The organism is Rheinheimera sp. EpRS3 (assembly GCF_001513785.1).
Classification (GTDB): domain Bacteria; phylum Pseudomonadota; class Gammaproteobacteria; order Enterobacterales; family Alteromonadaceae; genus Alishewanella.
On sequence record NZ_LNQS01000001.1, the window covers coordinates 796,698 to 811,173 of the forward strand.

The following is a 14,476-nucleotide window of genomic DNA, read 5'->3' on the forward strand; positions in this document are numbered from 1 at the left end:
TAAGACAGCGTCGGCTTATTGCCGACGCTGTTGTTTTACGCTCAATAACGCTGTTTTACGTAGCTGACTACGTCCTGATATTTCTCCTGCATCAGGCGGATATACTCGTTAATTACCGGCCAGTCACTTTCTTCGGCTGCTTTTTCCAGTTTTAGCGCGTCATCGGATAAGCCAAGCGCACCGACACTTTTTGCGACCGACTTAAATTGATGTGCTACTGAGCGCACTGTACTGCGATCCTGATTCTGCACTGCAGTGGCCATATTACTGAGTAGCTCAGCGGCATGTTTTACAAAGTAGTTCAGGTATTCTTCATGCTTGGCCGGGTTATTGCCAAGGAAATTAGCAATAGTGGTAAAGCATATCGGCGAATTGTTCTGATTGTTTTCGGTAGCTGATACAGTGGTTTTTTTCAGTTCAGCCGCGTGCGGTAGCCAGCGGGTGAGCATGGTTTCCAGCGCTGCCAGTTCAATCGGTTTGGTGATATAGCCGTCCATGCCTACACTCAGACATTTTTGCTCTTCACCTTTGAGTGCATTGGCGGTTACCGCAACGATACGGGTGAATTCGGCGCCTTCGCTTAAATGCAGGCTTTCTTTGCGGATCGCGCTGGTCAGGTCGTAGCCACTCATATTGGGCATATGCAAATCTGTCAGCAGCAGCGGGTAGTGGTACTGGCGCCATTTTTCCAGCGCTATCGCGCCGTCATCGGCAACCTCTACGGCGTAACCCAGCGCATTTAACTGATCAACAATTACACGCTGGTTCATTAAATTATCTTCAGCCAGCAATACCAGACGGCGCTGTTTACGTGCGTCTTCAAGCGAGGGCACCAGACGGTTTTGTTGTGGTTCGCTGCTGGTATAAACCGGTTTGCTTTTGCGCTTTGCGGCTATTAACACGGCATCAAATAAATGGCTGCGACATATCGGTGAGCTGTGCAGATAATACACCCTGTCGGTGCTGCGCTCTGACAATTCAACCTGATTGGTGATCACCACAAACTGTACCTGGGCCATAGTGGGTAACTGCAGCAATTGATCTATTTCATTTGCCGAGATCTGCTCATAGGTTGCATCCAGCACCCATACTGCAGCCTGTTTGGGAGGTAATGGCTTCAGAGCCTGTGCTTTTTGCAGCAGAGTGTCAAAATGGGTGGCAACATCAAGTTCGGCACCGGTATAGCTGAGGTAATCATGTAAATGCGCCATATTGTGTACGTCTGCGCTGAACAGGCATACATAAATATCACGCAGTAGTTCTTTATCCGGATATTGAATTTCATCCGAGCGGCGCATTGGTATACGCACAATAAATTCGGTGCCCTGATCAACCTGACTGTTCACGCTGATATCACCGTACATCAGTGTGGTTAAGCGCTGGCAAATAGATAAACCAAGGCCGGTACCACCAAATTTACGGGTAATTGAACCCTCTGCCTGGTTAAAAGGCTGAAATACATAGTTAATTTGGCGCTGCGTCATGCCTTTGCCGTTGTCTGTCACACTAAACTGGATCTGGCTGAAATCCATATTTTCTTCCAGCAGCTCAGCTTTAATAATGACCAGTCCGGTTTTCTCCGGCGTGGTCTGGGTAAACTTAATTGCATTACCGGCCAGGTTATACAGAATTTGCCGCAACCGTACCGGGTCGCCAATCAGACCGTCGGGAATGCGGGGGTCAATAAACAGTTTTAAGTCAATTTGCCGCTGATGCGCTACCGATACCAGAATACGGCCGACAGCTTCAATAATATCCACCAGCGACAATGGTATAGTTTCCAGTTGCAGTTTACCGGCTTCAATTTTTGAAAAGTCGAGAATATCGTCCAGAATGCGCAGCAATGAAAATGACGACTCACGTACCGTGTCTGTCATGCGAAACTGCGAGGTGGATAGCTGAGTCTTACGCAGTAAATCAATAGTACCGATAATGCCATTCATTGGTGTGCGGATTTCATGGCTCATGGTAGCAAGAAAAGTCGATTTGGCTTCGTTGGCTTTTTCTGCGGTGAGCTTGGCGGTTTCCAGCGCATCGGTGCGCTCTTTTATGCGGGTTTCTACTTCCAGCTTCAGGTTTTTAATGTTCTGCTCCGATGCTGCCAGCGCTCCCTGTGCATGTTCTATCCGGCGGAACAGCTGGTTAATATAACTACCAAGAGTGCCGTAGCTGTCTTGTGCGTGGCTGTCGACGCTGCTGTCGTATTGATCTTTATCCAGCGCCTGGCGGGTGCTAACTAATAAAGGCTTAATACGGCGGCTGAAAAAGCCTGAAATAGTGGCAGCAAATACTGCGCTTAGTGTTAGTGCCAATACTAAACTTACGCCAAAAGCAGCAAAAAAAGGCCAGCTTGGGCGCAGTTTTAACTGTTGTACGTAGATCAGAATAGCGCTTTGCTGCTGTGGTAAATTAATCAGCTGATTGACGATCAGATAGTTATCCTGCTGCTGAGCACTGTCTTGCCATACAGGCTGGGGTACAAAACCCTGCACATTACTGGTATTGGCAATAAGTTCTGTCTGTTGGTTGGGCAGTGTCCGGTATACATAAAGTGCACGGTCGGTATTACCATCCCGGGTTTGAAACAGCATTTGCTCAGTAGCCGCGGTATTGTTTTCTGCCAGCAGCGGCTGTAAAACGCGGCTTAGCAAGCGGCTGTCAGCTGTTAGCCGGTTTAGTTGCTGTTCATTTAGGCTAGGCTCAGGTTGGTTTAGCCAGGCAAACAGCGCTGCCTGAGCAAATAAAATCAGCAGAGACAGTACAGTCAGGCGCTTAAAAATCGGTTTACTAAACGACGTGTTTTCCATTAGTTATCCAATATTTTGCTGCCAGCTCAGCAGACTTTATGCAGTGGCGGGCATTTTAACAACTTTTCATAATTTAGGTAGCAGTCTTGGTTTTTGCTGCTTATTGTAGCGGGTTGTTCAACTAATAGGCTAACGCACCAGCAGCATTAAAATATCTGTTGACTTAAGATCGTAAAATCCGTTTAATACGACCCGCGTTGCCCAGATAGCTCAGTCGGTAGAGCAGCGGATTGAAAATCCGCGTGTCGGTGGTTCGATTCCGCCTCTGGGCACCATCAGTTTTCGGTGCTCAAGTTGTACTAAAGTAACAGAGTTATTCAACTTGTGTCACGTTGTCGCAGCCGCTTTAGCTCAGTTGGTAGAGCAACTGACTTGTAATCAGTAGGTCATCCGTTCGACTCGGATAAGCGGCACCATTTTGCGTCAGCCAGTTTTGCCCAGATAGCTCAGTCGGTAGAGCAGCGGATTGAAAATCCGCGTGTCGGTGGTTCGATTCCGCCTCTGGGCACCATCTTTAAAAACCCTAACCATTTGGTTAGGGTTTTTTCGTTTAACAGCGTTGAAAATCTGCTGAGCTGAAATAGGCAAACACCGGCTTCTTTGTTAAGCTCAGGCGGGCTATAACAACAAGAATCAGGGAGTTCCTCACGATGAAGCACGTTTTAAGTATCCTGGCCGTTTCCTTACTGGCTGCCTGTGGCAGCGAATCAAAAACTGATATTGCAACCCAACCCAATAGTGTAACCATGACAGAAGCTGCAAAAACCACCTTTACCTATCCGCAAACCGCTAAAGGCGATGTGGTAGATAGCTATTTTGAACAAAAAATTGCCGACCCGTACCGCTGGCTGGAAGATGATCGCAGCAGCGAAACGGAAGCCTGGGTGACAGCACAGAATAAAGTTACTTTTGATTATCTGGAGCAAATTCCATACCGTGAGCAGGTGAAGCAAAAGCTGGCGGCATCGTGGAACTACGAAAAAGTTACAGCGCCATTCAAAGAAGGTAAATACACCTACTTCTATAAAAATGATGGCCTGCAAAACCAGTATGTATTGTACCGTCAACTGGAAGATGGCAGCAGTGAGGTGTTTTTAGATCCCAACACCTTTAGCAGTGACGGCACAACATCGTTGGCTGAAGTTAGTTTTTCTAAAGATGGCTCTATGTTGGCGTATTCTATTTCTGAAGGCGGCAGCGACTGGCGTAAAATTATCATTATCGATGTTGAGACGAAAAAGCCGCTGGAATCAGAGCTGACAGATGTTAAATTCAGCGGCATCAGCTGGTTTGGCAACGAAGGTTTTTACTATTCCAGTTACGACAAGCCAGATGGCAGTGAACTGTCGGCAAAAACGGATCAACATAAGCTGTACTACCACAAGTTGGGTAGTGCACAAAAAGATGACGCCGTTATTTTTGGCGGCACTGAAGCACAAAAGCACCGCTATGTTGGCGCTACGGTAACTGAGGATGATCGTTACCTGCTGATTTCTGCTGCGGTATCGACCTCTGGCAATAAGTTATTTTTAAAAGATTTAGCCAACCCGGACAGCCCGTTGGTGACCATTTTGGGTCATACCGATTCGGATACCGACTTACTGGATAACGACGGCAGCAAGCTGTTTCTGGTGACCAACTTAAATGCACCAAATAAAAAAGTGGTTACGGTTGATGCTACCAAACCGCAACCGGAAAACTGGCAGGATCTTATCCCGCAAACAGATAATGTGCTTAGCGCCTCAACCGGCGCCGGTTATATCTTTGCTGAGTATATGGTTGATGCCATTGCCAAAGTGCAGCAGTACGATTACAGCGGCAAACTGGTACGTGATATTACGCTGCCGGGTGTGGGCAGTGTCGGTGGTTTTAGTGGTAAAAAAGATGACCAAAAGCTGTATTACACCTTTACCAACTATATTACGGCGCAAACTATTTATGATTTTAGCCCAACTGATGGTAACTCAGCAGTTTACAGCAAATCAGGCGCGAAGTTTGACAGCGATAATTATGTGTCAGAGCAGGTATTTTACAGCTCAAAAGATGGCACTAAAGTACCGATGATTATCAGCTACAAAAAAGGCCTGAAACGCGATGGCAGCAACCCAACCATGTTGTATGGCTACGGTGGTTTTAATGTGAGTTTGACCCCGGCGTTTAACATTCCCAATGCGGTGTGGATGGATCTGGGTGGCGTATATGCGGTGCCAAGCCTACGCGGCGGCGGTGAGTACGGTAAAGCCTGGCATCAAGCCGGTACGCAGTTGCAAAAGCAGAATGTGTTTGACGACTTTATTGCAGCCGCAGAGTATCTGCAAAAAGAGGGCTATACCTCGAAAGACAAGCTGGCAATTCGTGGCGGCTCTAATGGCGGCTTGTTAGTTGGCGCAGTAATGACACAACAGCCCGAGCTGATTAAAGTGGCGTTGCCTGCGGTTGGTGTGCTGGATATGCTGCGTTACCACACCTTCACTGCCGGTGCCGGCTGGGCATACGACTACGGCACCAGTGAGCAAAGTAAAGAAATGTTTGATTACCTGCTCGCTTATTCACCGGTACATAATGTAAAAGCAGGCGTGGCGTACCCGGCAACGATGGTAACCACTGCCGATCATGATGACCGCGTAGTACCGGCACACTCGTTTAAGTTTGCTGCTGAGTTACAGGCAAAAGATGCCGGTGTTAACCCGCAGCTTATCCGCATTGAAACCAACGCCGGCCACGGTGCTGGCACACCGGTATCAAAGCAGATTGAGCAAACGGCCGATATGGTCAGCTTTACACTGTATAACATGGGCTATAAGCAACTGCCTTAACCGGCTGAGCGATGATAAGAACCCGCTGTGATAGCGGGTTCTTTGTTTTTACTACAGTTACCCAATACTGTTTCAGACAGTTTAGTGTTTAACTAAGGTTGATATTGTAAAGATTAGCGCTTCGTTTTACACTGCGTGCCCTTTTTTAAATGTGCACGCCAGCCTGTTATGCCAGCCGTGTAACGGTTATGCTGGTCTGGTTTTATCACAACTGGTTTTATCACAACTGGTTTGTCACAGATGGACAACAAAAGATCAGGAGCAGGACAATGGCAAAAAAAGCAGTGATCCTGGTATTAGATAGCTTTGGTATTGGCTATGCACCGGATGCCGATAAGTTTGGTGATGTTGGCGCTAATACTTTTGCCAGTATCGCAAAAGCCTTTCATGCGCAAAAAGGCCGCCAGTTGGCGCTGCCTAATCTGGCGCAGCTGGGCTTGGTTAAGGCTGCCACCGCGGCCTCAAATGGTGTGCAGGCCGATATAGCCGGTGCCAGGGCGATAACCGGCGCTTATGGCTATGCGCGTGAGTTAAGCAGTGGCAAAGACACGCCAAGCGGCCACTGGGAAATTGCCGGTGTGCCGGTACTGTTCGACTGGGGTTATTTCCATGATAAAACCGACAGTTTTCCGCCAGAATTGATTAACGAGCTATGCCAGCGTACCGGCGTGCCCGGTATTTTGGGCAATTGCCATGCTTCAGGCACTGATATTCTGGTAAAGCTGGGGGATGAGCATATTAAAACCGGTAAGCCGATTTGTTATACCTCGGCCGACAGCGTGTTTCAGGTAGCGGCGCATGAAGAACATTTTGGCCTGCAGAAACTGCTGGATTTTTGCCTGGTAGCCCGTGAGTTGTTAGATAAGTACAACATTGGCCGTGTTATTGCCCGGCCGTTTCTGGGTGATCACGCCAATAACTATGCCCGCACCGGTAACCGCCGCGATTATTCAGTATTGCCACCGGCACCAACCGTATTGGATAAGCTGACAGATGCCGGTGGTAAGGTGATCAGCATTGGTAAAATTGCTGATATTTATGCTCATCAGGGCATTAGTGAAAGTTTAAAAGCCACCGGCCTTGAAGCACTGGTAGACAAAACGCTGGCGCAAATGGCCCAACAGGCTGATAACAGCATTATTTTTACTAACCTGGTCGATTTTGATCAGAACTTTGGCCACCGCCGTGATCCTATCGGCTATGGCGAAGCGCTGGAATACTTTGACAGCCGCCTGCCTGAGTTGATGGCAGCCTGTGGTGATGACACCCTAATGCTTCTGACGGCAGACCATGGTTGCGATCCAACCTGGCATGGTACAGAACATACCCGTGAGTATATTCCGGTGCTGGCCTACAAAAACGGTATGCAAGACATTAATTTAGGCGAGCGCATGAGCTTTGCTGACATCGGCCAGACTCTGGCAGGTTATTTTGAGCTGGAGGCCATGGCCTACGGCGACTCCTTTTTAGATAAAATTAACTAAGAGATTTTTATGGCAACTCCGCACATCAATGCGCCAGAGGGCGCTTTTGCAGCAACAGTATTAATGCCGGGCGACCCGCTAAGGGCCAAGCATATCGCAGAAACTTTTTTAACCGACGCGGTATGTGTCAATACCGTACGTAATATGTTTGGCTACACTGGAACCTATAAAGGTAAACCGGTAAGCGTGCTGGGCTCGGGTATGGGCGTACCGTCTATGTCTATTTATGCCACCGAGCTGGTAAAGTTTTATGGTGTTAAAAACATTATCCGTATTGGCTCTTGTGGCGGTTTGCCGCTGGACGTAAAAGTACGTGATGTGGTGATTGGTATGGGCGCCAGCACCGATTCCAGCGTAAACCGTAACCGTTTAGCCGGCATGGATTTTGCCGCTATTGCCAGTTTTGACCTGCTGGAAAAAGCCGTAGCTGCTGCGCGGGCAAAAAATATCAATGTAAAAGTAGGTAATGTCTTTACCTCAGATTTGTTCTACAACCCGGACGAAACCTTATTCGACACCCTGGAAAAATACGGCGTGCTGGCGGTAGAAATGGAAGCGGCCGGTTTATATGGCGTGGCAGCAGAATACGGCATTAATGCGTTGGCTATTTTTACGGTAAGCGACCATATCCGTACCGGTGAAGCACTAAGTGCTGAGCTGCGCCAGACCAGCTTTAATGAAATGGTTGAAGTGGCACTGGGCTGCTTATAATTTTCGTTTAACCGATTTTGCAGGACAGACAGATGTCATTATCAAGCAATAAAATGTTTTATGTATCGTGGGAAGCGTTTCACCGCGCCACCAAAGAGCTGGCACATCAGCTGCTGGGGCAGGACTATAACGCTATAGTAGCTGTAAGCCGTGGTGGCCTGGTGCCAGCCGCTATTTTGGCCCGCGAGCTGAATATCCGTGTGGTAGACAGCATTTGTGTTGCCAGTTACGACCATGATAAACAAGGCAGCCTGAGCATTTTAAAAGACGCCAGCCTGGCTGATTCTGACAAACTGCTGATTGTGGATGATCTGGTGGACACCGGTGAAACGGCCAAAGCCCTGCGCGAACACTTCCCTAAAGCCTGTTTTGTGACTGTGTATGCCAAGCCGCAAGGTAAGCCATTGGTGGATAAATACGTAACAGATATCGAGCAGGACACCTGGATCCAGCTGCCATGGGATATGGAACTGGCCTACAGCAAGCCGTTGGCTGAGAAGTAACTATGACCGCAGTACAACAATTAAATCTGCACTTGCCGGACTGGATTAACGACGTAGTCGACTGGCAAAAAGTGTATCAGAACGACGATGAAAAAATGGCGCTGGCGGTCGAGCTGTCAAAACAAAACGTGCTGCGCGGCACCGGTGGCCCATTTGGTAGTGCTATTTTCGACTGCGACAGCGGCAAACTGGTTAGCGTTGGTGTAAACCGGGTAGTGCCACTGCATAACTCTACTGCGCATGGTGAGATGATGGCGATAATGCTGGCAGAGCAAAATGTGCAGAGCTTTAGCTTATCGGCCGATGGTGTTAAGCGTGAGCTATTTACCTCGTGTGAACCCTGCGCCATGTGTTTAGGCGGCACTTTGTGGAGTGGTGTAAAGCGCCTAGTATGCGCTGCCACGGCAGCAGATGCCCGTGCTATCGGTTTTGATGAAGGCCCGGTATTTGCGCAAAGTTATCAGTATTTACGCGACGCTGGCGTAGAAGTGGTGCAATTGGTACAGCGTGATGCAGCCAATAGCGTATTGCAGAATTATATTGGTAGCGGTGGTGCCATTTATAATGGCTAGGGTTTAACGGCTAAACAAACCAAAGCTGGATCAGCGTTACTGATACAGCTTGGTTGCTACATATAACTCTTCTACTTTCTGCCTTGCCCAGGGCGTCTTACGTAAAAACTTCAAACTGCTTTTTACCGATGGATCTGTTTTAAAGCAGTTGATATCAATCTGTTTTGCCAGGCCCGGCCAGCCAAAGTGATCAACCAGTGCGGTGACAACTTGCTCCAGCGTAACGCCATGCAGCGGGTTCTTCGGTTGAGACATATAGAGTCCTCTGTTGTTGACGGAAAAAAATAGCCACTTAATAATTTCACGCAGGAATCGACTTGCTCTAAGTCAACCGTTGAAGGCATGGATGCCTGAGTCGAGCCCCCAGGGAGGGGTTTACGGCGTGTTGGCGTGAGCAAGCCGGTTCATGCCTGAACCGGCTGCATACAGTCCAGGTTTATAAACGCTCTAACATCGCAGCGGTAAAGTCGGTGGTGCCGAAGCTGCCGCCTAAATCACGGGTAGTGCGATCGCCGGTGGCGATAACATCTGCCAGTGCGCTACGGATTTTCTCCGCTTTATCCTGCATACCTAAATATTCCAGCATCTGAATAGAGGCCAGGATCACTGAGCTTGGGTTCGCCAGGTTTTTACCGGCAATATCCGGCGCGCTGCCGTGTACTGCTTCAAAAATAGCGCAATCTGTACCAATGTTCGCGCCTGGTGCCATACCTAAGCCACCGACTAAACCGGCGCATAAATCTGACAAAATATCGCCAAACAGGTTAGTAGTAACAATAACGTCGAACTGCTGCGGGTTCATTACCAGCTGCATACAGGCGTTATCAACAATCATTTCCTGTGCTTCAATATCCGGGTAGCGGGTAGCTACTTCACGTGCTGTTTTCAGAAATAAACCTGAGGTGGATTTCAGAATATTGGCCTTGTGTACAATAGTCACTTTCTTGCGCTTTTCGCGCCGTGCCGTTTCAAAGGCAAATACTGCAATACGCTCGGCACCGTCTTTAGTCACAATACTGGTTGCTTCTGCTACCAGGCCGTCGGCAGACACGACCTGGCCATGGCCAGAGTACATACCTTCCGTGTTTTCACGGATAGTGATGATGTCGATGTTTTCGTAACGGGCTTTAGTGCCTTTAAATGAAATAACCGGGCGCACGTTAGAGTACAGGTTAAATTTCTTGCGCAGCGTTACATTAATAGAGGTAAAACCTTCACCCACCGGCGTGGTCAGAGGGCCTTTTAAGGTGATTTTATTGCGGGCAATGGCATCCAGCGTGGCCTGTGGTAACAGCTCACCGGTTTTTTCCAGCGCAGTTAAACCGGCATCGACATATTCATAATCGAAGTTGCAGCCCACTTTATCCAGTACCTGAATGGCGGCTTCAACGATACTTGGGCCTATGCCATCGCCTTTAATGACAGTAATAATTTGCTTGCTCATGGGGGATCCTTAGCTGTCGTATTTATTAGGAAAGAGGGCCTCTGGCGGGCCTGAAAACGGCGCAGAATATAGCATTTTTCGGCACATTACGCCAGTTTGGTGCCAGTTTAGCGCAGTTATCTGTGTTATATACGCTATAAGGCTGGTGAATGTTGTAATAAAACTACAATTTAAGGCTGATGGGGTAATAGCATTGGCTGCGTTGTATCAGTTGTTGCAGCCACACATCTGCTGCAACCGCTGTATTGCCAGCCGTTGCAGTTTTACTCAGCAGAGCGTTAAAGGATTGGGCTGATGCTGCGCAGTACAGCACCAGGCTGCTATGCCATGCCAGTTGCAGATTAACCGCAACTACTGTTAAACGCTGGCTTGTACTGGGTTGTAGCCAGGCCGTAACCGCGGCGCTGTAATGATCCAGCTGGTATAGCTGCAGCAGTTCAATAAGCTGTGGCAGGTAAGTTTCACTTTGGCAATTTAGCGCCGGAGTAAAAGCGCTTTGGTAACCGGTGGTAGTACGATTAACCAGCGCAGTGCGCTGGTAAAGTGGGTTAAGCCATAGCGGGGCGCAGCAACACAGTGCCAGCAAGCGGCTATCGGTGCTTTGCAGCTTGGGCATAAACAGTTGCAGCGCTTGTGCAAGCACATGACAAAACTGACTAAACACGTCCTGCCACGGGTGATGCAGGGCACTAAGATAATGCTGCAGCTCTGCCTGAGCCAGCGCTGCAGGCAAGGCATCACGGCCGATAATGCCAATAGCCAGCTTTACGCTATGCACACTTTGCTGCTGGCGGTTTAACTGGCTTGCCAGTGCCAGCAAGGGTGCTGAGCGCTCCGGGCTGGTTGTCAGGTAATGCTCTAAGGTTTTGTTGTCATAATGGCGCAGTTCGCTAAAGCGGGAATGTTGCAGCAAATGGGCAAAGGTATCCGGTTGTGGTGTTAGCTCTGTAACTGGCTGCTGCAGTAGCTGGTGCAAAATATCTAATTCATAGTCACTTTGGCTTAGCATCAGGCGCGTGGCTAACTGCCCCTGCCATTCGCTGCGGTTAGACAGATACTCACTTTGTGTTAGCAGCAGGCTCAACAATGTTTGTTGCCATTGCGGTTGTTTGCGCTCAGTGGCATAGCAGCCACTTAACACTTTCACTACGCTGGCAGCTTGCGGCAGCGCTTTAAGCTGCCTGGCGGCTGTCAGGGCAGGGTACGGCAATGGCGATGTTTGCACTGCAGACACTAAAGCGCTGCAGCAGCCGGCAAGAAGCAGTAAACGCCGGTTAATCGGTTGTAGCTGATAGCAACCGGCAAGATATAACAATACCTCAATACGCCACAGTGATGCTGGCAGTTGGTGGATTGGCTGGTTAATGCCGTCATAAGTGATTGTAGTATCAAGTGCTTCGCGCTGTTTGCTTAGCCGTATTGCTGTTTTATACAGCGCCTCAGCTGTGGCAGTGGTGTCATCCTGGCTAACGCAGTGTTGGTAAAGTTGCTGATAACGCTGCCATGGGCCTGGGTCAGTTTGCATGGCCGCTAATAACAGTGTAGCGCTGCACCGCCTCTTCGCCTATGGCTTGCAGGTTGCGGTTTTTAAACAGCAAGGCTGTGCATTCATCAGCAGTCGTTATGCCATCTGAAACGCTGCGGTGGGTGCGGTAATACAATACCTGATACAGATCTTTGCCCTGCAACACTGCCTCAGTAATATCTGGTGTGCCAAGGCGGCGCATAACGTCGTCCTGTGTCAGGTTGTCAGTCAATTTATATTGGTTGATCAGTTTATAGTTAAAGGCTTCCCGGTCTACCCAGGTCATTTGGTCGACATCATCCTGATAGCAGAAAAATACTGTAGCCGTGAGCAACAGATACACTACCAGCCCGATACTGAGCCAGGTCCATTTACGTAGTTTCAGCTGAAACATTGAAGTGGCTTTTTGCATCATATCAGGGGGCTACCACCGGCTGGATCCGCATATCCTGCAAGTTTAGCCCCAGCTGTACATCGGTTTTTAATGCCAGAATTTGCATAAAAACTTTAATTTGTTCTTTATGCTGCAGAATCTTTTCGCGCAATTTTTTATGGCAATCCGGGTGTTCTAGTGCTTCGGTCAGCGTAGCCCCAAGCGCCAGCAGATCATGGGCACCTTTGGGGCCAATGCCATTTACACCGGGAATATTGTTGGTGCTATCACCCACCAGGCTCCAGTAACGCACCAGCTGAGCTGTACTAACCCCAAACTTTTGCTGCACCGCTTCTTCGGTTTGGTGCTGGCGGGCAAAGGCATCGTAAATTTGAATGTGCGGGCTTAGTAAGGGTAAAAAACCTTTGTCTGTTGACACTATGGTAACCTGCTGGCCGTGTTGCGCCAGTTTTACTGCGATAGAGGCAATAATATCATCGGCTTCATATTCATCTTGTTGCACGCTGTCAAAGCCAAGCGTTTTGGCGCACTGCTGCAAGCCGGGCAGGGCATCTGCCAGAATGGTTGGCATTGGTTTACGGTTAGCTTTGTATTCAGCGTACAGCGTTTTACGCCACAGGCTGTTGCGTCCGTCAAATACCAGTACAGCGTGGCTTGGTGCTAATTCTTGCTGTAATCTTGCCAGTGCCTGACGCAGCATATTTTCTGTATTACGAATGATCTGAGTTTTGGTGCCCTCAGCAACATCGTCGGTTACAGGCAAGTATGGCCGCTCCTGCACGGCGTAAAGCCGGCGTATCAGGTTAAGCGCATCAATTAACAGCAAGTGTGCCATGTTAGCGTACTACCTTGTAACAGGGTTCATATTTGCTGCCAGGTAGCTTCATTCTGCCCTGGTCCACAAAAGCCTGTAATAGTGTATCCATCATTTGCATCAGTTTGGGCTCACCACTTATCTGGAACGGACCATGTTGGCGAATGGCTTTAATACCTTCGTCTTTGACATTACCGGCAACAATGCCGGAGAATGCACGGCGCAGGTTGGCTGCCAGTGTTGCGCTGTCCTGATCCAGGTGCAAGTCCAGTGCGGCCATATTCTGATGATTCGGGATAAAAGGCTGCTGAAAGTCAGGTTCTATCTGCAGTGTCCAGTTAAAGTGGTAGGCATCGCCGACAGATTTGCGGTAATGCCGTACCTCGGCAGCAGCCAGCTTAAGCTTACGCGCTACTGCTGGGGCATCATCAATAATAATTTCAATCAGTTCTAATGCTGCACTACCCAGGGTATTTTCGATAAAACTGGCAATTTCGCCAAAGTAAGCCTCGCTTTGCTTTGGCCCGGTTAAAATAATAGGTAATGTCTGCTGCTGGTTCTCTTCGTGCAGCATAATGCCAAGCAGATATAGCAGTTCTTCTGCGGTACCTGCGCCGCCAGGAAAAATAATAATGCCGTGCGCTACCCGGACAAAAGCTTCCAGCCGTTTTTCGATATCCGGCAGGATCACCAGCTCATTCACGATAGGGTTTGGTGGTTCGGCAGCAATAATGCTCGGCTCTGTCAGGCCAAGGTAGCGGCCAGTGCTAATGCGTTGTTTATTGTGGCCGATGGTGGCGCCTTTCATCGGGCCTTTCATAGCGCCAGGGCCACAGCCGGTGCAAATATCCATGCCACGCAGCCCAAGTTCATAGCCTACTTCTTTGGTGTATTTATATTCCACTTCATTAATAGAGTGGCCACCCCAGCAAACAATCATATTAGGCTCGTTACTGGCATCAATTACACGGGCGTTGCGCAAAATATCAAATACGGTGTGAGTAATATGATCGCTGTTGTTTAGATCCAGCCAACTTTTACTGCTTTGTAAGCGACTGTGGTAAAACAGAATATCGCGCAGTACGGCAAACAGGTGCTCGTGTATACCTTTGATAATCTTACCGTCAACAAAGGCGCTGTGCGGCGGATTAAATAATTCAATTTTAATGCCGCGTTCACGGCTGATTAGATTAACGGCAAAATCGCTGAACTGCTCATAAATTTCGGCTGAGCTGTCGGTGTGGCTACCCACATTCAGCACTGCCAAACAGCAGTTACGAAATAAACGGAAGGCTTCTTGCTGGGTATTTTGCTTTAAATGGTCAACTTCCAGCTGTGATAATAAATCCATAGACCCAAGTGGGTTTAACTGCACATGCATATGTGCTCCTTTATACATTAGGTTA

Annotated in this window: 12 protein-coding genes and 3 tRNA genes; 8 read left to right on the forward strand and 7 right to left on the reverse strand. The window is 48.6% G+C overall.

The genetic code is table 11. From position 1 onward, the window contains the following. Positions 1-41: 41 nt before the first annotated feature. Positions 42-2,807: a hybrid sensor histidine kinase/response regulator gene (locus tag AR688_RS03365; protein ID WP_068229112.1), complete on the reverse strand. Its 2,766-nt coding sequence runs from the start codon at positions 2,805-2,807 to the stop codon at positions 42-44. 199 nt (positions 2,808-3,006) lie between these two features. Here AR688_RS03365 and AR688_RS03370 point away from each other — a divergent pair. The 8 genes from AR688_RS03370 to AR688_RS03405 all read left to right on the forward strand — a co-directional run bounded on the left by AR688_RS03370 (position 3,007) and on the right by AR688_RS03405 (position 8,893). Then, positions 3,007-3,082, forward strand: a tRNA-Phe gene (locus tag AR688_RS03370). A 65-nt stretch (positions 3,083-3,147) separates the two neighbouring features. After that, positions 3,148-3,223 (forward strand) — tRNA-Thr (locus AR688_RS03375). Positions 3,224-3,242: 19 nt separating this feature from the next. Then, positions 3,243-3,318, forward strand: a tRNA-Phe gene (locus tag AR688_RS03380). A gap of 139 nt (positions 3,319-3,457) precedes the next feature. After that, entirely contained in the window at positions 3,458-5,623 is a 2,166-nt protein-coding gene (locus AR688_RS03385; RefSeq protein ID WP_068229115.1) for a prolyl oligopeptidase family serine peptidase, read from the forward strand. A gap of 269 nt (positions 5,624-5,892) precedes the next feature. Next, positions 5,893-7,107: a phosphopentomutase gene (locus AR688_RS03390; protein ID WP_068229118.1), complete on the forward strand. Its 1,215-nt coding sequence runs from the start codon at positions 5,893-5,895 to the stop codon at positions 7,105-7,107. 9 nt (positions 7,108-7,116) lie between these two features. After that, on the forward strand, positions 7,117-7,818 hold the full coding sequence (gene deoD / locus AR688_RS03395) for a purine-nucleoside phosphorylase (RefSeq protein WP_068229121.1): 702 nt from the start codon (positions 7,117-7,119) through the stop codon (positions 7,816-7,818). Between the two features lie 32 nt (positions 7,819-7,850). Beyond that, positions 7,851-8,321 carry a xanthine phosphoribosyltransferase gene (gene gpt, locus AR688_RS03400; RefSeq protein WP_068229124.1) on the forward strand — a complete coding sequence of 157 codons (471 nt, stop codon included), beginning with the start codon at positions 7,851-7,853 and terminating at the stop codon, positions 8,319-8,321. 2 nt (positions 8,322-8,323) lie between these two features. Continuing rightward, a complete protein-coding gene (locus AR688_RS03405) occupies positions 8,324-8,893 on the forward strand; it encodes a nucleoside deaminase (protein WP_068229128.1) in 570 nt (189 codons plus the stop codon). Positions 8,894-8,929: 36 nt separating this feature from the next. Here AR688_RS03405 and AR688_RS03410 read toward each other — a convergent pair whose 3' ends face one another. The 6 genes from AR688_RS03410 to ppnN all read right to left on the reverse strand — a co-directional run bounded on the left by AR688_RS03410 (position 8,930) and on the right by ppnN (position 14,451). Then, positions 8,930-9,148: a VF530 family DNA-binding protein gene (locus AR688_RS03410; protein WP_068229131.1), complete on the reverse strand. Its 219-nt coding sequence runs from the start codon at positions 9,146-9,148 to the stop codon at positions 8,930-8,932. 181 nt (positions 9,149-9,329) lie between these two features. Beyond that, positions 9,330-10,337 carry an isocitrate dehydrogenase gene (locus AR688_RS03415; RefSeq protein WP_068229134.1) on the reverse strand — a complete coding sequence of 336 codons (1,008 nt, stop codon included), beginning with the start codon at positions 10,335-10,337 and terminating at the stop codon, positions 9,330-9,332. 163 nt (positions 10,338-10,500) lie between these two features. Next, positions 10,501-11,862 carry a hypothetical protein gene (locus AR688_RS03420; RefSeq protein ID WP_068229137.1) on the reverse strand — a complete coding sequence of 454 codons (1,362 nt, stop codon included), beginning with the start codon at positions 11,860-11,862 and terminating at the stop codon, positions 10,501-10,503. After that, a complete protein-coding gene (locus AR688_RS03425) occupies positions 11,852-12,277 on the reverse strand; it encodes a DUF3192 domain-containing protein (RefSeq protein ID WP_231731904.1) in 426 nt (141 codons plus the stop codon). Before AR688_RS03425 ends, AR688_RS03420 begins: the two co-directional genes overlap by 11 nt. A 1-nt stretch (position 12,278) precedes the next feature. Next, entirely contained in the window at positions 12,279-13,091 is an 813-nt protein-coding gene (gene xni, locus AR688_RS03430) for a flap endonuclease Xni (RefSeq protein ID WP_068229140.1), read from the reverse strand. 1 nt (position 13,092) lies between these two features. Continuing rightward, positions 13,093-14,451 carry a nucleotide 5'-monophosphate nucleosidase PpnN gene (gene ppnN, locus AR688_RS03435; RefSeq protein WP_068229143.1) on the reverse strand — a complete coding sequence of 453 codons (1,359 nt, stop codon included), beginning with the start codon at positions 14,449-14,451 and terminating at the stop codon, positions 13,093-13,095. Positions 14,452-14,476 lie beyond the last annotated feature (25 nt).